This window comes from Pseudomonas sputi (genome assembly GCF_021603585.1).
Taxonomy (GTDB): Bacteria; Pseudomonadota; Gammaproteobacteria; order Pseudomonadales; family Pseudomonadaceae; genus Aquipseudomonas; species Aquipseudomonas sputi.
The window spans coordinates 53,317-75,166 of record NZ_BQHI01000002.1 but is presented as its reverse complement, the minus strand read 5'-3'; the positions used below and the strand labels follow the sequence as shown (position 1 = coordinate 75,166).

At 60.2% G+C, this 21,850-nt stretch carries 23 protein-coding genes; 7 read left to right on the top strand and 16 right to left on the bottom strand.

The window, feature by feature from the left end; genetic code table 11:
• Positions 1–178 precede the first annotated feature (178 nt).
• The 4 genes from L6D81_RS02865 to L6D81_RS02850 all read right to left on the bottom strand — a co-directional run bounded on the left by L6D81_RS02865 (position 179) and on the right by L6D81_RS02850 (position 3,602).
• On the bottom strand, positions 179–1,192 hold the full coding sequence (locus tag L6D81_RS02865; protein ID WP_236177826.1) for an ABC transporter substrate-binding protein: 1,014 nt from the start codon (positions 1,190–1,192) through the stop codon (positions 179–181).
• Entirely contained in the window at positions 1,189–1,734 is a 546-nt protein-coding gene (locus L6D81_RS02860) for a sigma-70 family RNA polymerase sigma factor (RefSeq protein ID WP_236177825.1), read from the bottom strand. The genes L6D81_RS02865 and L6D81_RS02860 overlap by 4 nt, the downstream gene beginning before the upstream one ends.
• A 127-nt stretch (positions 1,735–1,861) precedes the next feature.
• Positions 1,862–2,653 (bottom strand): phosphate/phosphite/phosphonate ABC transporter substrate-binding protein, encoded by a 792-nt coding sequence (locus tag L6D81_RS02855; RefSeq protein ID WP_236177824.1) that lies wholly within the window; start codon positions 2,651–2,653, stop codon positions 1,862–1,864.
• 7 nt (positions 2,654–2,660) lie between these two features.
• A complete protein-coding gene (locus L6D81_RS02850) occupies positions 2,661–3,602 on the bottom strand; it encodes a fatty acid desaturase (protein ID WP_236177823.1) in 942 nt (313 codons plus the stop codon).
• A gap of 337 nt (positions 3,603–3,939) precedes the next feature.
• Between L6D81_RS02850 and L6D81_RS02845 the strand changes: the two genes are divergently transcribed.
• Positions 3,940–4,359, top strand: coding sequence for a GNAT family N-acetyltransferase (locus tag L6D81_RS02845; RefSeq protein ID WP_236177822.1), 420 nt, complete (start codon positions 3,940–3,942; stop codon positions 4,357–4,359).
• Here L6D81_RS02845 and def read toward each other — a convergent pair whose 3' ends face one another.
• From def to L6D81_RS02830, 3 genes are all read right to left on the bottom strand, one after another.
• The gene (gene def / locus L6D81_RS02840; RefSeq protein WP_007951144.1) at positions 4,360–4,899 is read right to left on the bottom strand and encodes a peptide deformylase; all 540 of its coding nucleotides are present in this window, start codon (positions 4,897–4,899) and stop codon (positions 4,360–4,362) included.
• 2 nt (positions 4,900–4,901) lie between these two features.
• Positions 4,902–5,852, bottom strand: a complete 951-nt coding sequence (locus L6D81_RS02835) for a YihY/virulence factor BrkB family protein (RefSeq protein WP_236177821.1) — start codon at positions 5,850–5,852, stop codon at positions 4,902–4,904.
• 177 nt (positions 5,853–6,029) lie between these two features.
• Positions 6,030–6,221 (bottom strand): CsbD family protein, encoded by a 192-nt coding sequence (locus tag L6D81_RS02830; protein ID WP_064598911.1) that lies wholly within the window; start codon positions 6,219–6,221, stop codon positions 6,030–6,032.
• A gap of 197 nt (positions 6,222–6,418) precedes the next feature.
• On the opposite strand from L6D81_RS02830, the gene L6D81_RS02825 reads away from it, so the two are divergent.
• Entirely contained in the window at positions 6,419–6,796 is a 378-nt protein-coding gene (locus tag L6D81_RS02825; protein ID WP_007951149.1) for a hypothetical protein, read from the top strand.
• 97 nt (positions 6,797–6,893) lie between these two features.
• On the opposite strand, the gene fadD1 is transcribed toward L6D81_RS02825, so the two are convergent.
• Both fadD1 and fadD2 read right to left on the bottom strand, forming a co-directional pair.
• Entirely contained in the window at positions 6,894–8,591 is a 1,698-nt protein-coding gene (fadD1, locus tag L6D81_RS02820; protein WP_236177820.1) for a long-chain-fatty-acid--CoA ligase FadD1, read from the bottom strand.
• A gap of 344 nt (positions 8,592–8,935) precedes the next feature.
• On the bottom strand, positions 8,936–10,624 hold the full coding sequence (gene fadD2, locus L6D81_RS02815; RefSeq protein ID WP_236177819.1) for a long-chain-fatty-acid--CoA ligase FadD2: 1,689 nt from the start codon (positions 10,622–10,624) through the stop codon (positions 8,936–8,938).
• A gap of 247 nt (positions 10,625–10,871) precedes the next feature.
• Between fadD2 and L6D81_RS02810 the strand changes: the two genes are divergently transcribed.
• Both L6D81_RS02810 and L6D81_RS02805 read left to right on the top strand, forming a co-directional pair.
• Positions 10,872–11,816, top strand: coding sequence for an alpha/beta hydrolase (locus L6D81_RS02810; protein WP_236177818.1), 945 nt, complete (start codon positions 10,872–10,874; stop codon positions 11,814–11,816).
• Positions 11,817–11,858: 42 nt separating this feature from the next.
• Entirely contained in the window at positions 11,859–12,329 is a 471-nt protein-coding gene (locus L6D81_RS02805) for a MaoC family dehydratase (protein WP_003227420.1), read from the top strand.
• 68 nt (positions 12,330–12,397) lie between these two features.
• Here the strand turns inward: L6D81_RS02805 and L6D81_RS02800 are convergent, their stop codons facing one another.
• Positions 12,398–12,865 (bottom strand): PA2169 family four-helix-bundle protein, encoded by a 468-nt coding sequence (locus L6D81_RS02800; protein ID WP_007951153.1) that lies wholly within the window; start codon positions 12,863–12,865, stop codon positions 12,398–12,400.
• A gap of 205 nt (positions 12,866–13,070) precedes the next feature.
• On the opposite strand from L6D81_RS02800, the gene L6D81_RS02795 reads away from it, so the two are divergent.
• A complete protein-coding gene (locus L6D81_RS02795; protein ID WP_003213031.1) occupies positions 13,071–13,307 on the top strand; it encodes a DUF3820 family protein in 237 nt (78 codons plus the stop codon).
• Between the two features lie 28 nt (positions 13,308–13,335).
• The gene (locus tag L6D81_RS02790) at positions 13,336–14,517 is read left to right on the top strand and encodes an aminotransferase class V-fold PLP-dependent enzyme (protein WP_236177817.1); all 1,182 of its coding nucleotides are present in this window, start codon (positions 13,336–13,338) and stop codon (positions 14,515–14,517) included.
• On the opposite strand, the gene L6D81_RS02785 is transcribed toward L6D81_RS02790, so the two are convergent.
• From L6D81_RS02785 to zwf, 4 genes are all read right to left on the bottom strand, one after another.
• Positions 14,514–15,230, bottom strand: a complete 717-nt coding sequence (locus L6D81_RS02785) for an intradiol ring-cleavage dioxygenase (protein WP_236177816.1) — start codon at positions 15,228–15,230, stop codon at positions 14,514–14,516. The two genes, L6D81_RS02790 and L6D81_RS02785, sit on opposite strands and share 4 nt — an antisense overlap.
• Positions 15,231–15,415: 185 nt before the next feature.
• Positions 15,416–16,081, bottom strand: a complete 666-nt coding sequence (locus L6D81_RS02780; protein ID WP_236177815.1) for a bifunctional 4-hydroxy-2-oxoglutarate aldolase/2-dehydro-3-deoxy-phosphogluconate aldolase — start codon at positions 16,079–16,081, stop codon at positions 15,416–15,418.
• Between the two features lie 17 nt (positions 16,082–16,098).
• Positions 16,099–16,812 carry a 6-phosphogluconolactonase gene (gene pgl, locus L6D81_RS02775; protein ID WP_085606568.1) on the bottom strand — a complete coding sequence of 238 codons (714 nt, stop codon included), beginning with the start codon at positions 16,810–16,812 and terminating at the stop codon, positions 16,099–16,101.
• Positions 16,799–18,265 carry a glucose-6-phosphate dehydrogenase gene (gene zwf, locus L6D81_RS02770; RefSeq protein WP_011335604.1) on the bottom strand — a complete coding sequence of 489 codons (1,467 nt, stop codon included), beginning with the start codon at positions 18,263–18,265 and terminating at the stop codon, positions 16,799–16,801. Before zwf ends, pgl begins: the two co-directional genes overlap by 14 nt.
• A gap of 226 nt (positions 18,266–18,491) precedes the next feature.
• Here zwf and L6D81_RS02765 point away from each other — a divergent pair, with 226 nt between their 5' ends.
• On the top strand, positions 18,492–19,352 hold the full coding sequence (locus L6D81_RS02765; protein WP_169842436.1) for a MurR/RpiR family transcriptional regulator: 861 nt from the start codon (positions 18,492–18,494) through the stop codon (positions 19,350–19,352).
• A 61-nt stretch (positions 19,353–19,413) separates the two neighbouring features.
• On the opposite strand, the gene L6D81_RS02760 is transcribed toward L6D81_RS02765, so the two are convergent.
• Entirely contained in the window at positions 19,414–20,268 is an 855-nt protein-coding gene (locus tag L6D81_RS02760; protein WP_085610785.1) for a D-hexose-6-phosphate mutarotase, read from the bottom strand.
• Between the two features lie 116 nt (positions 20,269–20,384).
• Positions 20,385–21,731 (bottom strand): carbohydrate porin, encoded by a 1,347-nt coding sequence (locus tag L6D81_RS02755; protein ID WP_236177814.1) that lies wholly within the window; start codon positions 21,729–21,731, stop codon positions 20,385–20,387.
• Positions 21,732–21,850: the final 119 nt, after the last annotated feature.

Here is a 21,850-nt window from a genome sequence, read left to right as displayed (position 1 = left end):
AGTTAGTTATGAATGAGCATAGACAGCGCGAATGCTTGCGCAAGGCCACTAGTCGGCCAGTAATGAGGGAATTCGGACAGGAAGCGGACGAGAAAGGGTTCAGCGGCGTGGGCGTTGATTGCCATTGCGACCGACTCGCAATGGCAACTTTTGAAACGACACCAATATCGGAAAAGAACTACAGACTCCCACTAACCTTGTTCGCCACATCATCCGGCACCCAAGGCTTCCACACTTGCGGTTGATCGCGTAGAAACGCCTCGGCCACCTGACGTGGCTGCTGGCGCTTCTCGCTCATCCCGGCCAGGGTCTGGTTCAGCAGATCGATCGGCAAGTCGACTTTCTCAAAGAATGTCACCAGCTCCGGATACTGCGCCTTGAACGGCGCCGACACGCCAATCGCCAGGCTCGCCGGCATCGAGCGCGTGCCTTTCGGATTGGGGTTGTTGGCATCGGCCAGGGTTTTCCAGGCTTCGGCGTCGAACGGTGGCTCTTCCAGCTTCACCAGTTTGAAGCGACCGAGCAGCGGCGTCGGCGACCAGTAGTAGAACAGCACCGGTTTGCCGCGCTTGATCGACGACGCCACCTCGGCATCCAGCGCCGCGCCGGAGCCGGTGCGGAAGTTGACGTAACTGTCGTTCAACGCATACGCCTTGAGTTTCTGGCTGTTGACGATTTCCGAAGTCCAGCCGGTCGGGCTGTTGAGGAAACGCCCACGGCTCGGGTCTTCCGGATCCTTGAACACATCCTTGTAGCGCGGCAGATCGGCCACGGACTTCAGTTCCGGCGCCAGCGGTTTGATCCCGCGCTCGGGGTCACCCTTGATCACGTACTCCGGCACCCACCAGCCTTCGGTGGCGCCTTTTACCGTGTCGCCGAGGCCGAACACCTTGCCCTCGGCGGCGGCATTGACCCACGCGGGACTGCGCCCGGCCCACTCTTCGCCGATCACTTGAATATCGTTTTTCGCCAGCGCCGCTTCCAGGCTGACGGTGCTGCCCGGCAGCGTGTCGGTCGGGTAGCCGTAGCCTTTTTCGACGATCAGGCGCAGCACTTCGGTGATGAAACTGCCGCTTTCCCAGGTGATGTCACCGAAGTGAATCGGCGCGGTTTTTTCCGCTGCCACGGCGTGGCCAGCCGTCAGGGTCAGGGCCAGCAGCGAACTGCCGAGCAGGGTTTTGAGCGATCTCATGCGGACCTCTTGTTCTGAGAGGAAATCAGGGTTTGGTTGGCGCTGTGGCGATTGCACAGGGCCTGGGAACGGGTCATGTACAGGCTCACCGAACGTTGGGAGATACCCAGTTCGGCGGCGATTTGCGGGTAGGTCAGGCCGTCGATGCGCGCCAGCAGAAAGGTCGAGCGCACCTTGCCTGGCAGGCGCCGGAGTGTCCGGTCCAGATGCTTGAGGCTTTGCGACAGGTCGGCGAGTTCTTCGGGAGACGGCGGGTGATCGAGGTCGCCCTGTTGCAGTTGGTGCAGATGTCGACGCTCCAGATCGCCCCGCCGCCAGCGCTCGTACAGCAGGCGTTGAGCAATGGTGGTGAGCAACGCGCGGGGTTCGCGGATGGCGGTCAGGCCCGGGGCTTCGAGCAGTTGCGCGAAGGTTTCGGCGGCGATGTCTTCAGCGGTGGCCGCATCATTCGATTGCCGACGCAGACGTGTGCACAACCACGGGTAATGGTCGCGAAACAACGTCTTCACCTGATTGCGATGGGATGAGTCGGCGCCGGACATGGGGGCTCCTTGGTCAAGGGTCGCTGAATGTCCGGTCGTCCGGTGGCGCGATCCTAGCAAGGCGCCTTATTCGTTAAAAATACTTAAAAAGAATTTTTATATTCCATTAGTGAATTACAAGAAGCCGCTAACGCAAGCGGCCATAACCCAGTTCCTCGGCCTCGCGCTGATAATCCAGCAGGACGAGGTAATCGCTTTCACTGGCAGGCAGGACTTCGGGCAAACCGAGGATGCGGGCCACATCGGGCAGGTCTTGAAGGCTGCGATTCATCGCCCGGCGCAGGTGTTCAATCTGTTCGTCCGTCGTGCTGGCAGCGGTGATGAAGGGCAAGGTCGGGCTGAACGCACTGCGTGCCACCACCCGCAAGCCGCTGACCTCTGCGGCGGCGTATTGCGCCAGATACGCAAAGGTCACGCTGTCGATGGCCGCCAGATCGGCGCGGTCTTCGCGCAACCAGCGCAGGCTTTCGCGATGCCCGCCACTTAGGCCGACCGAAGTGAAAAACTGCCCGTCCCGGTGCAATGGGGCCAGGCGCTGACGCAACAGGTTCATGCCGCTGTTGGAGTCTTCGCTGTTGATCACCCCGCGACTGTCGAAGAACTCCGCCAGATTGCGGCGCGGATCATCGGCGCGGGCGAGGATCAGGCTGCAATGATTGCCGGCGCTGGCGTCCGGCAATTCGTAGCGCGGACGGCCGACAATCCTGACCTGCCCACGCAGCGCGGTCATCAGCGGATAGCCGCAGGTCTGGGTCAGCAGCAACTCAGGCGAGCGCCAGAGTTCAAGCAGCGACAGGCCGTCGGCATCAAGCCGCGAACGGCCGAGGTGTTCGAGAATCCGCGCCAGCCACTGCTCGTTCGCCGCGCGGACCGGCTCGGGGGCGATGTACATCAACAGCTCTGCGTAACCTGACGTCATGCTGGCCTCAAATAAACGGATGCTGCGGGCTGTCGATCGGCTTGATGCCGTGCCGGCGCCACAATTGCCCATAACCCTGCACCAGAAATCCACCGCTGCGCGCCACCCATTGCTCCCGGCGCATGCGGTAGGCCTTGGGCAAGTCGTACCACGCAAGCTTCGGCAAATCGTGGTGTACCAGATGGAAATTCAGGTTGAGGAACAGCCAGCGCCATGGCCATCCGGCTTCGTTGAGCACCGTGCGCTGCTCCGGTTGCGTATGCGGCCGATGTTCATAGTACGAGCGAACCATCGCGATCGACAGCGCCGGTACGCTGATCAAAAACAGGTAATGCCAGACCGGCAACACGCTGTAGCGCGCGATGAAGAACAGCATCAGCACGGTCAACGCGCCGTGGCTCAACCACATCAGCCAAGCCTGGCGCTCGCCGTTTTTCAGACGTTGCAGTTCTTCACCGGCCAGCGCCAGCAACGCGAGCGGCGCGCCAAGAATGAATCGACCCAATACGGTCTTGTTCAGCCAGTGCAGGCTGCGTTCGAACAACGAACGGCCCTGCCAGCGCTCGGCGCTCAGGTAACGGCTTTCGGGATCGACGCCGGGAATCGTCAGGTTTTCGTCGCAATGGTGCTGCAAATGACTGTCGCGATAGAGCGTGTAGGGATACCACACCGCGAATGGCGCATAGCCGAGGATTTTGTTGACGAAGGTCCAGCGCGTCGGATGCCCGTGGAGCAATTCGTGCTGCACCGACAGCCACAGCACCAGCAACGGAATCAGCAGCAGCGTGCTCCACCAGACACCGATACGTTCGCTGCCCAGCACAATCGCGAACCAGCCGCCGTATACGCCGATCAGCAGCAGCCAGGTCGGCCACTCGGTGCGGGCGGTGAAGCGTTGGCGCAGGGTTTCGATCTGTTGGCGATGGGCATCGTCGAAATAGTGGGGCATGGCGTGGCTCGGAACGAGGGTCTGATCGTTCTGTGCAACACCGACGGGATATCTTGCAGATTATTTTTGCGGGTTGTTTTCAAGGACAAGGCAGGAGCCCGGATCCGGGCTCCCGAGCGGCGTGATCAATGGCCAAAAATGTCGACTTTTTTCGCCCTCTTTTCGTGGCGTTTTTCGATGGCGGTCTTGGCCGGTTTTTTCTTCGCGGCTTTTTTCGAATCCATACCTTTGGACATGATGCGTACTCCACTCAGAAAGGGTGTGAGATCAGGTATACACCTATCCCGGCAGGCACGTTGTTTTATAATCCGCGGCTTTTGCACCGGCAGTCCGATTCATGACCGACATCCGCTACAGCCAGCTCGACGACCTGTCCTGGCCCTTGATGAACAAGTTCTACCGCCAGCATCAATCGTCGATGAAAGCGGTGCGCGAGGCGCAATTGTGGGTGGCGCGCAAGGAGGAGATTGTTGCTGCGTTATGCCTTCGGCCGGTGTCGGGCGGGCACTGGTTGACCGGGCTGTTCGTCGATCCGGCCTGCCGTGAACAGGGCATCGCCGCGCAATTGATTGCCGAGGCGGTGAAGGAAGTGGAGGCGCCGGTGTGGCTGTTCTGCCACCCGGACCTGCGCGGTTTCTACGAACGGCGCGGCTTCACCTTCGACCCTGCCCTGCCCCAGGCCATGGCCGAGCGTTTGAGCCGTTATGCGCGGAGCAAGCCGATGATTGCCATGGAGCTGGCGCCGCGCGCGGGCTAGTCAGTCGTCAGCGTTGGGATCGAGGTCCGGAAACATCACTTCGGTGAAGCCGAACTTGCTGAAATCGGTAATGCGCGACGGATACAGGCGCCCGATCAGGTGATCGCATTCATGCTGCACCACCCGCGCATGGAAGCCCGAGGCCACACGCACGATCGGCTCGCCTTTGGGATCGACGCCTTCGTAGCGGATCTGCTGGTAACGGTCCACCGCTCCCCGCAAGCCCGGCACTGACAGGCAGCCTTCGAAGCCCTCTTCCATCAAGGGACTCAACGGCGTGATCAACGGGTTGATCAGGATCGTCTGTGGCACCGCTTCGGCGTCCGGGTAGCGTTCGCTGTGCTCGAAGCCGAAGATGACCAGTTGCAGATCGACGCCGATCTGCGGCGCGGCCAGGCCGACCCCGCCGACGCTTTCCATGGTCTGGAACATATCGTCGATCAATTGCCAAAGCTCGGGACTGTCGAGCATTTCGGCGGGCACTGGCGGGGCGATGCGCAGCAGGCGTTCGTCGCCCATCTTCAGGATTTCACGGATCATGGTCAGGCTTCGTCAGTGTTCGGCTTGAGCGAGTGATCGCGCCCGAGGCCGGAAACGTGTTGTTTGGGATGTTCATCGAGTTCACCGGGGACTTTCTCGCCCGAATCCTTGCCCTCGCTGGACATGTGTTCGATCACCGCATTCATCTCCGCACCGAGCAACAACACGGCGGCGGAAATGTAGAAATACAGCAGCAGCACGATGATCGCACCGATGCTGCCATACATGGCGTTGTAGTTGGCGAACGTCTTGACGTAGAACGCGAAGCCCAGGGACGCGATGATCCACACCACCACCGCCAGCACCGAGCCCGGCGTGATGAAGCGAAACTCTTGTTTGACGTCGGGCATCACGTAATAGATCAGCGCCACGGCCACCATCATCAGGATCACGATCACCGGCCAGCGGGCGATGGTCCACAGGGTGACGATGACGTCTTCCAGCCCGACCTGCGCGGCGATCCAGCCCATCACCTGCGGGCCGAGCACCATCAGCGCCGCGGCCACCAGCAACATGCCGGCGATGCCGACGGTATAGATGATCGACAGCGGAAACCGCTTCCACAGGGGCCGGCCCTCGACCACGTCGTAGGCGGCGTTCATCGCGCTCATCATGAGGCGCACGCCGGCGGACGCGGTGTACAGGGCGATGACGATACCCACCGAAAGCAGGCCACCCTTGGATTGCTGCAGTTGATCGATCACCGGGTTGACCTGCTCCAGCGCCTGGGGCGGCAACACCAGTTCCGATTGCAGGCGCAGCCAGGAGAAGAAGTCCGGCAGGTGCAGGAATCCGATCAGGGCAATCAGGAACAGAATGAACGGGAACAGCGAGAACAGCATCTGGTAGGCCAGTGCCGAGGCATAGGTCGACATCTCGTCGTCGACGAATTCGGTGACCGTGCGCACCATCACCCGGTGCAGGGGCAGACCTTTCATGTCGGGAAAAATCATTCGCGTCTCCTTTCGCCGCAAAACAGGTTGAAGTCGTGGCGACTCAGGGGCCGTTTTTCTCTCATCAAAGTAGCTTAATTGGCGACTTTGAAACACTGTGATCCGTGACCGCATGTGAGCGGGATACGAAAACGGCCATCCTTGGATGGCCGCTTCGCTGTTTCGTTCAAGGGCGGGTCAGGCCTTGTCGACGCCCTTCTTGACCGCGTCCTTGGCTTTGCCCACCGCTTGCTGGGCCTCGCCTTTCTTCTCTTGCACTTTGCCTTCGGCTTGCAGTTTGGTGTTGTCGGTGGCTTTGCCGACACCTTGCTTGACGTTGCCGACCGCTTCGTTGGCCATGCCTTTCACTTTATCGCTCGTGCTACCCATGGTGATTCTCCTTGGAACATTAACGGGGAAAGTCAGTACGTAAGGATTGACTGGCCGGATTTACGCCAAGTTTCATTTATTTTCAGGGCTTCATTTCGTCGCGGCGTGAACGTTGGGCTTTATGTTTGCGAGCGTACCCCCGAGAATGCCCACCATAAGGGCGCCAGGCGCCACAGAACCGATCCCGCAGGAATGTTATGAAACTCGATAAAAAGCAGGCCATCGCCCGTCGCAACCAGGAATTGGGCGGTGCCGTGCTCGGCACCAACAACTGCCACTTCGCCGAACTGAACCGCAACCGCAACATCTGGTGGTTCGACTTGCCGGTGTCGCGCCTGGCGATCGGTCAGTACGAGTGGATCCACCTGTTGATGCACACCCCGGCCACCGACGAACTGCTGCACCTGAAAGTGCCGACCGTGTTCCTGCGCGAAAAGCTCGAAGGCCTGGTGATCCGCAACGAAGGCAAACGCAAGGCGGCCCTGAGCCTGGAACTCAGCGCCGACAAGGACTCGTACCTGCAGGACATGCGCCCGGCGGGCACCAACGTGAACTTCGCGCCGTTCCGCCAATAAGACACTCAAACTGATCGTTCCCACGCTCTGCGTAGGAACGATCAACAATAGCGCCAAGCCAATAACAAAAAGCCCCGCATCTGCGGGGCTTTTCGTTTTACGCGGCGTTCTTCGCCTTGATCTTCTTCAGCTCTTCGTCGCGCAGTTCGCGACGCAGGATCTTGCCGACGTTGGTGGTCGGCAGCGCATCGCGGAACTCCACCGAACGCGGCACCTTGTAGCCGGTGACGTTGGCGCGCATGTGCTCCATGACCTGTTCCTTGGTCAGGGTGACACCCGGTTTGGCGACGATGAAGATCTTGATCGCCTCGCCGGATTTCTCATCCGGAACGCCGATGGCCGCGCACTGCAACACGCCTGGCAGAGCCGCCAGTACGTCTTCCAGTTCGTTCGGATACACGTTGAAACCGGACACCAGAATCATGTCTTTCTTGCGATCGACAATGCGCATGTAGCCGTCCGGCTGGATCAGTGCGATGTCACCGGTCTTCAGCCAGCCTTCGCTGTCGAGCATTTCATCGGTGGCTTCCTGACGCTGCCAGTAGCCCTTCATCACTTGCGGACCCTTGACGCACAGCTCACCGATTTCGCCCAGCGGCTGCTCGACACCGGCGTCGTCGATGACTTTGCACAGGGTCGACGGCACCGGAATGCCAATGGTGCCGATCTGAATGTTCTGGATCGGGTTGACCGTGGCCACCGGGCTGGTTTCGGTCATGCCGTAACCTTCACAGATCGGGCAACCGGTGACCGCTTTCCAGCGCTCGGCTGCAGCCAGTTGCAGGGCCATGCCGCCGGACAGGGTGACTTTCAGCGCCGAGAAATCCAGCTTGCGGAAACCTTCGTTGTTGCACAGGGCCACGAACAGCGTGTTGAGGCCGACGAAACCGCTGAACTTCCACTTCGACAGCTCCTTGACCATCGCCGGCAGGTCGCGCGGGTTGCTGATCAGGATGTTGTGGTTGCCGATCAGCATCATCGCCATGCAATGAAAGGTGAACGCGTAGATGTGATACAGCGGCAGCGGTGTGATCAGGATCTCGCAACCTTCGTTGAGGTTGGAGCCCATCAGCGCCTTGCACTGCAGCATGTTGGCGACGAGGTTGCGATGGGTGAGCATCGCGCCCTTGGCCACGCCAGTGGTGCCGCCGGTGTATTGCAGCACCGCGACATCGCCGCTGTCCGGGTTGGCTTCGGCCACCGGCTGGCCCTGCCCCTTGCTCAGCACGTCGTTGAACTTGACGGCTTTTGGCAGGTGATAGGCCGGCACCATTTTCTTCACGTACTTGATGACGCTGTTGATCAGCAGACGCTTGATCGGCGGCAGCAGGTCGGCGACTTCGGTGACGATGACGTGTTTGACGCCGGTTTTCGGTACCACGGCTTCGGCCAGGTGCGCCATGTTGGCCAGGCACACCAGCGCCTTGGCACCGGAGTCGTTGAATTGGTGTTCCATTTCCCGCGCGGTGTACAGCGGGTTGGTGTTGACCACGATCAGCCCGGCACGGATGGCACCGAAGACGGCGACCGGGTACTGCAACACGTTGGGCAGTTGCACGGCGATTCGATCACCAGGCTGCAAATCGGTATGCTGTTGCAGATAGGCGGCAAACGCACCGGACAATTCGTACAGTTCACCGTAGGTGAGGGTCTTGCCCAGGTTGCTGAACGCCGGTTTGTCGGCGAAGCGTTGGCAGGATTGCTTCAACACTGCCTGAATATTCGGGTACTCGTCTGGATTGATGTCGGCAGCAATTCCAGCGGGGTACTTATCCTTCCAAAAGTCTTCGATCATGGAAGCCCACTCCTCAGCAACGCGAATTCAGCACCGCATTTGATGCGATTATTATTGGTGTTTGTTTATTGGTGAGTCTGGCTTTTTACAAGGCCGAGAAGTCCCAAAGCGCGCCGAGAGTAGCAGCTTTGCCAAGGGTCGACCAGAGCCAAAATCGACCCATGCAGTCATTTTAATGACTCAAGAACCACTGGCAGTCATTTTAGAGCAAAAATCCTATAACTCCTTGAAAGTCCCGGTTTTCGGGGTCTTGAAACCAAAAATCGCGAGCGGGCGCACTCCCGCAGGTTCACTGATGATCCCGTAGGAGCGAGCCCGCTCGCGATAGAGTGAAACGCAGTTTTTTATGCGATATCGCGTAATTCTCTGCGCAGAATTTTCCCGACAGGCGTCATCGGCAATGACTCACGCAACACGATGTGTTTCGGCACCTTGTACGCGGTGAAATTCTCTTTGCAGTAAGCCTTCAGCTCTTCCAGGCTCACGCCGGTTTCCCGCGCCACCACAAACAGCTTCACCGCCTCCCCGGAACGCTCGTCCGGCACACCGATCACTGCGCAGTTGGCAACTTTCGGGTGAGCCATCACCACGTCTTCGATTTCGTTCGGGTACACATTGAAACCGGAGACGATGATCATGTCTTTCTTGCGGTCGACGATACGCACGAAGCCGTCCGGGTCGATCACCGCGATGTCACCGGACTTGAACCAGCCCTCGGCATCCAGCACTTCGGCGGTGGCCTCGGGCTTGTTCCAGTAGCCCTTCATGATTTGCGGTCCCTTGATGCACAACTCGCCACGCTCGCCCAGAGGCTGCTCGACGCCGTCGTCGTTGATGACTTTTAACAAGGTGCCCGGCACCGGCAGGCCGACCGTGCCGATTCGCGACAGCTCGCCGTACGGGTTGGTGCAGGCCACCGGCGAGGTTTCGGTCAGGCCGTAGCCCTCGGTGATCCGGCAACCGGTGAGCTGCTCCCAGCGCTCGGCCGTGGCCTTGACCAGCGCGGTGCCGCCGGAGTTGGTGAGTTTGAGCGTGGAAAAGTCCAGGGTCTTGAAGTCCGGGTGATCCATCAGCGCGACGAACAGGGTGTTGAGCCCCAGCAACGCCGAAAACTTCCAGTTCTTCAGTTCCTTGATGAAGCCGCCGATGTCACGCGGATTGGTGATCAGTACGTTGTGGTTGCCGGACACCATCATGCACATGCAATTCGCGGTGAAGGCATAGATGTGATACAGCGGCAGCGGCGCAATCATCACTTCCTGACCTTCGCGCAGCAGTGGCTGGCCGTCGCTGCCGAACTGACCGAGACAGGCGCGCACCTGCTGCATGTTCGCCACCAGATTGCCGTGGGTGAGCATTGCGCCCTTGGCCAGGCCAGTGGTGCCGCCGGTGTATTGCAGAACGGCGATGTCATCCAGGCCGACCTTCAACGGCTTGATGCCCAGGCCCCGGCCCATGCGCAGCGCGCTCTTGAAGGAAATCGCCTGGGGCAGCGAATACGCCGGCACCATTTTCTTCACTTTGCTGACCACGGTGTTGACCAGCCAACCTTTGGCGGTGGGCATCAGGTCGCCCATCTTCGCTTCGATCAGGTACTGGATGTCGGTGTCCGCCAGCACTTCCTGGACCTTCTGGCCAAACATGTTGAGGTATACCAGCGCCCGGGCGCCGGAGTCCTTGAACTGGTGACGCATTTCCCGCGCGGTGTACAGCGGGTTGGTGTTGACCACGATCAGCCCGGCGCGCAACGCGCCGAACACGGCAATCGGATAATGCAGGACGTTGGGCATCTGCACCGCGATGCGATCCCCCGGCACCAGGTCGGTGTGGGCTTGCAGATAACCGGCGAATGCGGCGCTCTGGCGCTCCAGCTCGGCATAGGTCAGGGTCACGCCCATGTTGCTGAACGCCGGGCGATCAGCGAATTTCTTGCAGGAACGCTCGAACACCTCGATCACCGACTTGAACTCACCCGCGTCGATGTCCAGGGGTACGCCCGCCGGGCGTTTGTCATTCCAGAAATCAGGTTGCATTGTTCTTGTCCTCTTTACCTGAGCCGATCCGGGGCCGCTTCGCTGTCATTTCTTTCTGTCCCTGAAAAAGCCGAAAGCAAAAAGCGGGGCTTCACGGACACTAGCAGCTATGGTCAATCAGGCAAATATGGGCAAGGTCCTCATTGATCGTGTGAATCTTCCTGCCGTGGCGTGAGCTGATCGGACGCGCTATACAATGCAACTCTGCAAGACGCTTGAGCAAAAACAGGCCGCAAAAGGAATCGCCATGATCCACGACACCTTCTGGCTGGACGCGAGTGACCGCAGCCGCCTCTTCGTCAACCAGTGGCTGCCGACCGCGCCGCTGAAGGCGGTGATTTTGCTGGCCCACGGCATGGCTGAACACAGTGCCCGCTACGCACGGCTGGCTGAGGCGTTCTGCGCCGCAGGTTACGGCGTGTACGCGCCCGATCAGCGCGGCCATGGCAAAACCGCCGATCATGGGACGCTCGGGCATTTCGCCGATGACGATGGCTGGTGCAAGGTGGTCGGTGATCTGGCCAGTCTCAACCAGCACATCGGCCAACGGCATTCGGGGGTACCGATCGTGCTGCTCGGGCACAGCATGGGCAGCTACATTGCCCAGGCGTATCTGCTGCATCACAGCGCCAGCCTGCACGGCGCGATTCTCAGCGGCTCGAATTTCCAGCCGATTGCGCTGTATCGCGCGGCGCGGCAGATCGCTCGTTTTGAAAAACTGCGCCAGGGCGCCAAGGGCCGCAGCGCGCTGATCGAATGGTTGTCGTTCGGCTCGTTCAACACTAAATTCAAACCGGCGCGCACCGCGTTTGACTGGCTGAGTCGCGACCCGGCCGAGGTCGACAAGTACGCCAGCGATCCGCTGTGCGGCTTTCGCTGCACCAATCAGTTGTGGATCGACCTGCTGGGCGGGTTGCAGCAAATCAGCAAAGCGTCCAATCTCGCCCAGATTGATCCGGGCCTGCCGCTGCTGGTGATCGGCGGCGAATGTGATCCGGTGAGCGAAGGCAAGCGTCTGACTGATCTGGCCAACGCCTTGCGCGCGGCTGGCAGCCAGAACCTGCAACTCAAGATCTACCCGCAGGCGCGGCACGAATTGTTCAACGAGAGCAACCGCGACGAAGTGACCGCCGATGTGCTGGCCTGGATCGACCAGGCCCTGAGCCATCGACGGCCGCACCGCAGCGAATAATTTTTTGTGGATTCATTTCATCCGTCTCAGGAATTCAGCCCCATGACCCAGGTTACCAACATCCCTTACGAAGCCCTCGAAGTGGGCCAGACCGCGAGCTACAGCAAGACTGTCGAGGAACGCGACATTCAGCTGTTCGCCGCGATGTCCGGTGACCACAACCCGGTGCACCTGGACGCCGAGTTCGCCGCCGCCAGCATGTTCAAGGAACGTATTGCCCACGGCATGTTCAGCGGTGCGCTGATCAGTGCGGCAGTGGCTTGCGAACTGCCTGGGCCGGGCACCATTTATATCGGCCAGCAGATGAGCTTCCAGAAGCCGGTGAAGATCGGCGACACGCTGACAGTACGTCTGGAAATTCTGGAGAAACTGCCGAAATTCCGCGTGCGCATTGCCACGCGCGTATTCAACCAGCGCGATGAGCTGGTGGTGGACGGCGAGGCCGAGATCCTGGCGCCGCGTAAACAGCAAACCGTTACCCTGCCGACCTTGCCGGCCATCAGTATCGGCTGATCGTACTCGGTTAATCCGGACACAAAAAAACGCCAGACCAGCTGGCGTTTTTTCTTGGCCTCGAACGCTTACGAGCGTGCGCGAGCCTGGTTACGCAGCGCCTTCACCTGATCGTGATTGCGTTGCACGCCGTGGTACTGGCGTTCTACCAGGTCACGGATGCCGACCAGGTTGTGCTTGTTGATCTTCTCGATCGCTTCACGGTAAGCCTTCAACGCGTGGTCTTCACCGCGCTCGGCTTCGTTGAGCACAGCCTCTTCGTCCTTGCCGGTGAACATCGCTTTGACATCGACCCAGCGACGGTGCAGATCACCGCTGACACTGGTCGAGGTTTCCGGATCGCCACCCATCGAACGCACGGCGGCTTGCAACTCGGCCGCAGCGGTTGCGCAATCGGCGGAGCGTTTCACGAACAGGGTTTTGAGCTCTGGGTGCTTGATGTCTTCAGCGCAGGTCTTGAAGCCTTCCTGACCATCCTTGCTGGTTTCGATCAGGTCGTTGAGGACGGAGATGGCTTCTTTATTCATGTCAGTCATTTTTCAATTCCTTGCGTGGGTGAAAGATGCAAGGAGTGTTGCAGTGGTCGTGCCAGCTTCACGAAAAGAATTTAATCTTTAATTTTCAATAACTTACAAGTACTCCAAAAATCTGTATGCCTGTTATTTGCATGATCTGTCATTTGGCCTGCATGCAGAATGCCTGTATTTTCCAACGTGTTTTCAAAGCCAGACGATTCCAACGATGAACCCTGAAAAGCTCGAACTGCTGATCACCCGCGAAATGCCCTTCGGCAAATACAAGGGCCGGATCATTGCCGACCTGCCGGGCCCGTACCTGAACTGGTTTGCCCGGGAAGGATTCCCCCATGGAGAACTGGGCGGGCTGTTGGCGTTGATGCAGGAAATCGATCACAACGGCCTCTCGGAACTGCTCGAACCGCTACGCGCCAAACACGGCAAACCTGCCCCGCGCCATTGAGGCGCCCCCCCCCTGATCCGAGTCGACCATGCCCGATAACACCCGCCGCGCCCGAGACGAAGCCTTCTGGCAAACCTTCGCCGACCGTTACGACCGCCACCCCGGCCCCGTGAACCTGGAGAACGGCTATTTCGGAAGGATGTCGCGCACCGTGATCGAGGAGTACCAGCGCAACATCGAGCTGATCAACAACAGCAACTCGATCTACGTGCGCCAGCGTTTCGAACAGCACGACAACCTCGACATCCGCGCGCAACTGGCCGAGCTGATCGGCGTCCGCGCACAAAGCGTGGCGTTCACCCACAACGCCACTGCCGGCCTGCAATCGCTGATCCGCAACTACAATCGCCTGCAGCCTGGCGACCAGGTGCTGATCTGCGATCTGGAGTACGACACGGTCAAGGGCGCCATGCGCTGGCTGGCACGCCATCGCGGGGTCGAGGTGATCGAGATCGAGCACACTCACCCGGCCAGTTTCGACAGCCTGCTGGCGACTTACCGTGAGGCCTTCATCCGCTATCCGAAGCTCAAGCTGATGGCCCTGACCCACGTCACCCACCGCACCGGGCTGGTAATGCCGATACAGGCCATTGCCTCGCTGGCCAAGGAGCACGGCGTCGACATCATCCTCGATGGCGCCCATGCACTGGGGCAGATCGAGTTCGATCTCGAAGCGCTGGGCATCGCTTTCGCCGGGTACAACCTGCACAAGTGGATCGGCTCACCGCTGACCCTCGGCTTTATCTACATTGCCCCGCAGCGCGTGCTCGACATCGACCCGGACATGGGCGAGATACATTTTCCGGTGGGCGATATCCGCTCTCGCACGCCCTACAGCACCCCGAACATTCCGGCTTTGATGACCTTGCCACTGGTGTTCGAAGAACACCGCGCACTGGGTGGCGCGGCCGCCAAAGGTGCGCGGATGAATTACCTGCGCAACCTGTGGGTGAGCGCCGTGCGTAACCTGCCGGGTATTGAGGTCACGACCCCGGACGATCCGCGTCTGTATTGCGGCATCACCTCCATGCGCTTTACCCGGCATGCCGACCAGCAGGCAATGGCCGAACGCCTGCTCAACGACTACAACCTGTTCACCGTGGTGCGCAACGGCGCGGCCTGCGGACCATGCATCCGCATCACGCCGTCGCTGACCACCACGGCGGCGGAGATTCAGCTGTTGGTTCAGGCGCTGAACGAACTGCGTTAAACCGTGTACTTGTCAAAATCCTCGGGTTTGATCTGCGACGACACCGCAAAGGTGTCGATGCCGATCGTGAGGTGGCCGAAGTAACCGTCTTCGTGAGAGTCGCGGCCGATCGGCCACACCGTCAGGGTCGACGCTTCACCGCCCATAGTGGCGTAGTAGGCATCGTCGGCGTTACACACCGGCACCGAAGCACGCCCGCGATAGGCCTTGGCGTTGAGCACGCCGCGAGTGACTACCTCCGGAAAATACAATTGCCCGACCCAGGCCACATTCCGCTCTTCCAGGTATTCGTTACCGGCGACGATGCGCACCGCCACGTGAATGTGCAGGGCTCGCCCGGCATAAAAACCCGGATAGATCGTCGTGAAGCGCACCCTGCCCTTATGGTCGCTGAACTGACCGCCGCGCAGGTAGGTGTCATCGTCGGTTCGCGGGATCGAGCCGATGTCCTCGACGTCGACTTCCAGATCCGGGTTCACCCGGCTCCAGCCGGAGTAGGCACCCCGGGCGTTGCAGTGCCAGATATCCACCAGTGCACCGTTGACCGGCTCGGCGGTCATGGCATCGACGATGGTCAGGCGCAGCAACAGCGGCAGGCCCTCGGCGCCTTCGCTGATGTTGCGCCGCAGCAGTTTGGGATTGCGAAAATAGGGCCCTGCGACTTGCTCGGGGGCCAGTTGATACACCGATGGAGCTGAAGACTGGTTATCCATGACGCGTTCTCTCTTCCATAAGATGAACGCAGGTTAGCGCCACACGCAAAGCCGGGTGCGGTAACTATGTATCTTGAGATAACGGAGATTTTTTTCGGGCAAAAAAAAACGGCGCACCGACCAAGCGCACCGTTAAAGCCGTAGAACACACAACGAAGTGTAGGGTTGCAACTAAATGAAAAGCATCAGTCCAGCAGCGCCAAGGCCTCGGCAGTGCATTCCTGAATTCGGGCCCAGTCGCCGTTCTTGATCCACTCCGGATCGAGCATCCAGCTACCGCCCACGCACATGACGTTTTTCAGCGCCATGTAGCTCTTGATGTTGGCCGGGCCGACGCCGCCGGTCGGGCAGAATTTCACTTCGCCGAACGGGCCGCCGAGGGCCTTGATCGCCGCTACGCCGCCGCTGACTTCAGCCGGGAACAGCTTGAAGCGGCGATAACCCAGACCATAGCCTTCCATGATGCCGGAGGCATTGCTGATGCCGGGCAGCAGCGGGATCGGGCTTTCGACACTGGCTTCCAGCAGGTCACGGGTGATGCCCGGGGTGACGATGAATTGCGAACCGGCAGCTTCGGCCGCGGCCAGCATATTGCGGTCGAGCACGGTGCCGGCACCGGTCACCAGCTCCGGGCGCTGTTCGCGCAGGATCTGGATCGCCTTGAGGCCGAACTGCGAACGCAGGGTCACTTCCAGCGCGGTCAGGCCGCCGGCAGCCAGGGCGTCGGCCAGCGGCAGCACGTCCTGTTCGCGGGCGATGGTGATCACCGGCAGGATCCGCGCCTTGGCGCAGAGGTTGTCGATCAGGGCAACTTTGTCCGCCATGGAAACGGTCGGGGATGGAATTGTCATAGCGGCTGTTCCTTGGCTCATGGGCACCAGTAGATCTCTAACGTAGGTTGCAGAAACGCGCGAACCGGCATGGCGGCGACGTCGTTGGATGCCAGTGCGGCATTCAGGGTGGTCAGTTTCGACTGACCGGAAATCGACAGAATCTTGTGCCGCGCCGAAGCCAGTAGCGCCCGGCTCATGGTCAGGCGCTGGCGTGGCACGCTTGGTGCGAGCATCGGCCAGCAGCGACGGGTGCCGTCGGCTTGCAGGGCTTCGGCCAGGTTCGGGCTGTCCGGGAACAGCGACGCGGTGTGACCGTCATCGCCCATGCCCAACACCAGCACGTCGATGGGCGGCAACTCGGCGAGCAAACGATCCGCCTGCTCCGCAGCCTGCTCGACGTTGGCCGCCGCGCTGTAAAGGCTGAGGAACTGCGCCTTGGCCGCCGGGCCCTTGAGCAGGTATTGCTTGAGCAGACCGGCGTTGCTGTCGGCGTGTTCGACCGGTACCCAGCGCTCGTCGGCCAGGGTCACGACAACCTTTGACCAGTCCAGCTCCTGCTTGGCCAGGTGCTGGAAAAACGCCACCGGGCTACGACCGCCGGACACCACCAGCACGGCGTTGCCGCGCGCCGCCAGTGCTTCGCTCAACTGCTTGGCGACATTCAGCGCCAAACCTTCGGCGAGCAACACCGGGCTCTTGAATTCACGGGCATTCACGCCCTCGGGCAGTTTCACATCAGATATCGCCATACCACGACCTCCCGTCCCGCGTGATCAGTGCAATCGAGCTCATCGGCCCCCACGACCCGGCCGCGTACGGCTTGGGCGCGTCACCGGATTTTTTCCACCCGGCGATCAGTTGGTCACACCATTTCCACGCGGCTTCGATTTCATCTTTACGGACAAACAGGTTCTGATTGCCGTTCATCACTTCCAGCAACAACCGCTCGTAGGCATCGGGGATCCGAGCGCTGCGCCAGGTGTCGGAAAAATTCAGTTGCAGCGGGCCGCTGCGCAGTTGCATGCCCTTGTCCAGGCCTTGCTCTTTGGTCATCACGCGCAAGGAAATGCCTTCGTCCGGCTGCAGGCGGATGATCAGTTTGTTGCTGATCTGCAAGCGCTGCTCGGGGGCGAAGATGTAGTGCGACGGTTCCTTGAAATGGATGACGATCTGCGACAGTTTCTGCGGCATGCGCTTGCCGGTGCGCAGGTAGAACGGCACGCCGGCCCAGCGCCAGTTGCGGATGTCGGCACGCAGGGCGACGAAGGTTTCGGTGTCGCTCTGGGCGTTGGAGTTCGGCTCTTCGAGGTAGCCCGGCACGGACTTGCCTTCGCTGTGGCCGGCAATGTACTGGCCGCGCACCACTTGAGTGGTCAGGCCTTCCGGACTGATTGGCGCCAGGGCCTTGAGCACCTTGACCTTCTCGTCGCGGATGCTGTCGGCGGACAGGTCGGCCGGCGGGTCCATGGCAATCAGGCAGAGCAATTGCAGGAGGTGGTTCTGGATCATGTCCCGCAGTTGGCCGGCCTTGTCGAAGTAACCCCAGCGACCTTCGATACCGACCTTCTCGGCCACGGTGATTTCCACGTGGGAGATGTAGTTCTGGTTCCACTGGGTTTCGAACAGGCTGTTGGCGAAACGCAGGGCGATCAGGTTCTGGACGGTTTCTTTACCCAGGTAGTGGTCGATGCGGTAAGTGCGGTTCTCCGGGAAGAACTGCGCCACGGCGTCGTTGACCTTGCGCGAGGATTCGAGATCCGAGCCGATCGGTTTTTCCAGCACCACGCGGGTGTTTTCCGCCAGACCGACGTTCGCCAGGTTCTCGCAGATCGCGCCGTACACCGCCGCTGGAGTGGCGAAGTAGGCAATCATGCGTTGCGTGCTGCCGGCCAGTTCGGCCAGCGCCACATAATCTTCAGCCTTGAGGAAGTCGACGTGCAGGTAGGTCAGGCGCGCCAGAAAGCGCTCGGCCACGGCCTCGTCCAGCTCTTTGCCCACATACCGACGCAGCTCGGCAGCGATGAACGCCAAGTGCTGCTGCTCGGTGCCCGCCTCACGGGCCAGTGCGATAATGCGCGTGTCCTCGTGCAGCAGGCCGGCGCCATCCAGGTGATAAAGGGCAGGAAACAGCTTGCGCAGGGCCAGATCGCCCAAGGCGCCGAACAAGGCGAAGGTGCACGGTTCAACCGTAATCGAAGGCATGATGTTTGTTCTTTTATCAAGTTAAGCTACAAATACCTTTTTTCAAGGCATCACTCAAGGGAAAATGTAGTAATAACCACAACATTTTCGCAAAATACAGATTCCGAGTGGTGGTCGGTCGGAGCCATCAGTAGGATAGGCCACCGTCACGGGCCGCATCAAAGGCCCAATTTGCATAGCCGGGCGCTTATCGGCGCTGGTGAATCTAGGAATTCTTATGGACCGCGTGCGAAATTTACTGGAACAGATCCAGAGTCGCCTTGAAGAGCTGAACAAGGCCGAACGCAAAGTCGCCGAAGTGATCCTGCTCAACCCACAGCAGGCCACCCGCTTCAGCATCGCCGCCCTCGCCCAGGCGGCGTCGGTCAGTGAACCGACGGTCAACCGTTTCTGCCGCTCGTTCGGCGTCAGCGGCTACCCCGAACTCAAGCTGCAACTGGCGCAGAGCCTGGCCAGCGGTGCGGCGTATGTCAGCCGCGCAGTAGAAGCCGACGACAATCCCGAGGCCTACACGCAGAAGATTTTCGGCAGTGCGATTGCCTCGCTGGACAGCGCTTGCCAGGCGCTGGACCCGAACCTGATCAGCCGCGCCGTCGACCTGTTGATCCAGGCCCGGCAGATTCACTTCTTCGGCCTTGGAGCCTCGGCTCCGGTGGCGCTGGATGCGCAACACAAGTTCTTCCGCTTCAATCTGGCGGTGACTGCCCACGCCGATGTGCTGATGCAGCGGATGATTGCCTCGGTGGCGCACACCGGTGAGCTGTTCGTGATCATTTCTTACACCGGACGCACCCGCGAACTGGTGGAGGTGGCGCGCATTGCCCGGGAGAACGGCGCATCCGTGCTGGGTCTGACGGCGGAGAATTCACCGCTGGCCAAGGCCAGTACGCTGAGCCTGAATATTCCGCTGCCGGAAGACACCGACATCTATATGCCGATGACTTCGCGGATCATTCAGTTGACCGTGCTGGACGTGCTGGCGACCGGCATGACCCTGCGTCGCGGGGTGGATTTCCAGCCGCATCTGCGCAAGATCAAAGAGAGCCTGAATGCGAGCCGGTATCCGGTGGGGGACGAGTTCAACTGAAGATCCGAAGCCCCTCACCCTGGCCCGTCGATCGTTCCCACGCTCCGCGTGGGAACGATCATTACGCAGCAGCCCACGCCTGCAAACTCAAATGCGCCTTCTCCCCCGGCGCCAGATGCAGGCTGTCAGTACCACCCGCCGCAGCTTCGACACAGACAAACTCCGAGATCTCATCCCAGGTCACGCCCAACAATGGCCGCGCCCCCGGATGCCACACCACCGTGTCCGCGCTGTCGCCGGTATCGATGCACAATTCGCGCTGCCAGGCGTGATCCTTGAGCTGCAATTCGCCGTCATGCTGGAACACTCGCTGACAGCCACCATCGACCCGCAGCTCGCCTTCCTGCTGGCAGACCTCACGGTTCAACTGGTCGTAACCTTGCGCCCCTTCAAGCCCAGACAGCGCTATCTCACTCACGTCACCAATACGCCAGTAAGCATGCAAAGCCTGGCTCAACTGGCACGGCATGTCGTCCTGATGCTCTGTGCTCAGGCGCAATTCCATGCGTTCGCCCAGGTGCGCGTGCAGGTCCACCTGCCAGTCGCACAGCTGCAGTTGCCAATGCAGGCGCACGCCGTCCTCGGCGCTGCTGCTGTCGAGCAGTTTCCAGTCCAGCAGGCGCGCCCAGCCATGGGACGGCCACGCGTTTTCGCTCGGGTGACGGCCATACCACGGCCAGCACACCGGCACGCCGCCACGGATCGCGCCGACATGCGGCCACTTCGCCGCGCACCACAACCACGGCTTCTGCCCGCGCGGTTGAAAATGCAGCAATTGCGCGCCCTGGCGACTGAACACCGCCTGACACAGCGGATGATCGATCACCAGCACATCGCGCATCTGATAGCGCTCCCAGGCGAACACCGGACGTTCGCGCAAGGATTTGAAGAAGCGTTGCAGCGGATGCTCATGCATGGGCCACGGTTCCAGATTCAACTTTCATGGGCTGCGACACCCCTGTCCAAAAAAAAGCGGACAGCCTTGGCTGTCCGCAAATATGCGCACATAGAGAGGAGCTTATCGCAGACGCGTCAGAACGTAGACTGAATTTTCAGGCCAGCGACCAAAGCGTTATCCACTTCATCCACACCGCCCGGATGAGTGATGTATTGCAGGTTCGGGCGTACGGTCAGCCAGTTGGTCACGTGGAAGCCGTAGTTGATCTCGTAGTTGTATTCGGTTTCACGAATCGGCGAGAACACCGGATTGTCGTAGTCCGAAACGCCATTGGAGACGTTGAGCAACTGGGCATTTTTCTTCACGTCATCGTTGACGTGGATACGTGCCGCACCAATACCGAAGTCATCCTTCGGACGCGCATCGAACAGACCCTTGTACACAAACATCACCGACTGATAGTTGTCGATGAAGTTGGTGTCCTTGTCGTGGAACGTGGCGTTGGCGGCGATGCTCAGACCACGGCTCTTGTCACCGTTGTGGCTGGTGAGTTGCTGCTGTGCAACGAACCAGTAGCCGTGCTTGCTGCTGTGGGTGCGGTAGGCATCACCGGTGGTCGCCGCGTCGAAACCGTTGACGTCTTCGCGAACGTCGTCGGCATCGGCCGTGCTCTTGTAGTAACCGACACGGTATTCGCCCGGCAGGCTGTTCGGGTTAGGCAACCAGACCAGCTCCACTGGCAATACGGTGCCCTTGGTACCGCTGCCGCTCAACTTGAAGCCGTTGCCGTGTTCCAGCTGCGACGGGTTCTGGTTGTACGCACCGATCTGCGCGTAGAGCTCGTCGTTGATGTTGTATTTGACGCGAATGGCCGCCTGGCTGACCGGCCAGTTGTACCAGATGTTGGTCGCCCAGTTACCCACTTGCGAACCGCAGAACGCCAGGTTCTGGAACTCGCACGGGAAGGTGTTGAAGTCTTCGCCTTCGCCGAAGTAACCGGCCTTGACGTCGAGTTTGTTGTCGAAGAACTGGTGTTTGATCCACAACTGGGTCAGACGCACCATGTGCCCACGACCGTAGACTTCCTGCGAGGAGCTGAGTGTGCCGGCACGCGGATCGCCAACGCGGTCGTTGGAAATGTTGTAGCCGTTACGGTTGGTGAACTGGATCTTGGCCTGGGTGTTGTCCCAGCCCCACAGTTTCTGCAGATCCAGCGCGACGCCCAGACCGAACTGATCGGCGTAACGCGCAGTCTTGTCGTCGTTGAAACCGCCGTGAAGGTTGCCGCCCACTTCACCGACGTAGTCCATCTTGATGTCGATACCCTGCTCGATCAGCTTGGTCCGCTCGCCACCCCAGTCCCCGGTCATCCACTCCGAATCGGAGCTGAACGCGTCAGCCGCGTGGACGCTGCCGGCCAGCATCATTGCCGCAATCGCCGACAACTGGCCGATTCGCTGAGCGTTGTTGTTCTTCTTCATCCCTACATCCTCGTTTTATTGTTATTAACTGTTCTTCTTATCTAACGCGGTTTACATCTAATGCGGCGCGCGACAGGCCACGCACCGCGTGCTCCCTGCGGGAACGGGCCTGCCCGCTC

Excerpts from the sequence above, each read along its gene's own strand:
- L6D81_RS02800 (WP_007951153.1), bottom strand. The coding sequence starts at position 12,865 with ATGACTGACATGAATAAAGAAGCCATCTCCGTCCTCAACGACCTGATC.
- L6D81_RS02755 (WP_236177814.1), bottom strand. The coding sequence starts at position 21,731 with ATGAAGAAGAACAACAACGCTCAGCGAATCGGCCAGTTGTCGGCGATT.
- L6D81_RS02825 (WP_007951149.1), top strand. The coding sequence starts at position 6,419 with ATGAAACTCGATAAAAAGCAGGCCATCGCCCGTCGCAACCAGGAATTG.
- L6D81_RS02835 (WP_236177821.1), bottom strand. The coding sequence starts at position 5,852 with ATGATTTTTCCCGACATGAAAGGTCTGCCCCTGCACCGGGTGATGGTG.
- L6D81_RS02810 (WP_236177818.1), top strand. The coding sequence starts at position 10,872 with ATGATCCACGACACCTTCTGGCTGGACGCGAGTGACCGCAGCCGCCTC.
- L6D81_RS02855 (WP_236177824.1), bottom strand. The coding sequence starts at position 2,653 with ATGACGTCAGGTTACGCAGAGCTGTTGATGTACATCGCCCCCGAGCCG.
- zwf (WP_011335604.1), bottom strand. The coding sequence starts at position 18,265 with ATGCCTTCGATTACGGTTGAACCGTGCACCTTCGCCTTGTTCGGCGCC.
- L6D81_RS02805 (WP_003227420.1), top strand. The coding sequence starts at position 11,859 with ATGACCCAGGTTACCAACATCCCTTACGAAGCCCTCGAAGTGGGCCAG.
- L6D81_RS02760 (WP_085610785.1), bottom strand. The coding sequence starts at position 20,268 with ATGCATGAGCATCCGCTGCAACGCTTCTTCAAATCCTTGCGCGAACGT.
- def (WP_007951144.1), bottom strand. The coding sequence starts at position 4,899 with ATGATCCGTGAAATCCTGAAGATGGGCGACGAACGCCTGCTGCGCATC.
- pgl (WP_085606568.1), bottom strand. The coding sequence starts at position 16,812 with ATGGCGATATCTGATGTGAAACTGCCCGAGGGCGTGAATGCCCGTGAA.
- L6D81_RS02780 (WP_236177815.1), bottom strand. The coding sequence starts at position 16,081 with ATGACAATTCCATCCCCGACCGTTTCCATGGCGGACAAAGTTGCCCTG.
- L6D81_RS02850 (WP_236177823.1), bottom strand. The coding sequence starts at position 3,602 with ATGCCCCACTATTTCGACGATGCCCATCGCCAACAGATCGAAACCCTG.
- fadD1 (WP_236177820.1), bottom strand. The coding sequence starts at position 8,591 with ATGATCGAAGACTTTTGGAAGGATAAGTACCCCGCTGGAATTGCTGCC.
- L6D81_RS02790 (WP_236177817.1), top strand. The coding sequence starts at position 13,336 with ATGCCCGATAACACCCGCCGCGCCCGAGACGAAGCCTTCTGGCAAACC.
- L6D81_RS02785 (WP_236177816.1), bottom strand. The coding sequence starts at position 15,230 with ATGGATAACCAGTCTTCAGCTCCATCGGTGTATCAACTGGCCCCCGAG.
- L6D81_RS02845 (WP_236177822.1), top strand. The coding sequence starts at position 3,940 with ATGACCGACATCCGCTACAGCCAGCTCGACGACCTGTCCTGGCCCTTG.
- L6D81_RS02860 (WP_236177825.1), bottom strand. The coding sequence starts at position 1,734 with ATGTCCGGCGCCGACTCATCCCATCGCAATCAGGTGAAGACGTTGTTT.
- L6D81_RS02865 (WP_236177826.1), bottom strand. The coding sequence starts at position 1,192 with ATGAGATCGCTCAAAACCCTGCTCGGCAGTTCGCTGCTGGCCCTGACC.
- L6D81_RS02830 (WP_064598911.1), bottom strand. The coding sequence starts at position 6,221 with ATGGGTAGCACGAGCGATAAAGTGAAAGGCATGGCCAACGAAGCGGTC.
- L6D81_RS02795 (WP_003213031.1), top strand. The coding sequence starts at position 13,071 with ATGAACCCTGAAAAGCTCGAACTGCTGATCACCCGCGAAATGCCCTTC.
- fadD2 (WP_236177819.1), bottom strand. The coding sequence starts at position 10,624 with ATGCAACCTGATTTCTGGAATGACAAACGCCCGGCGGGCGTACCCCTG.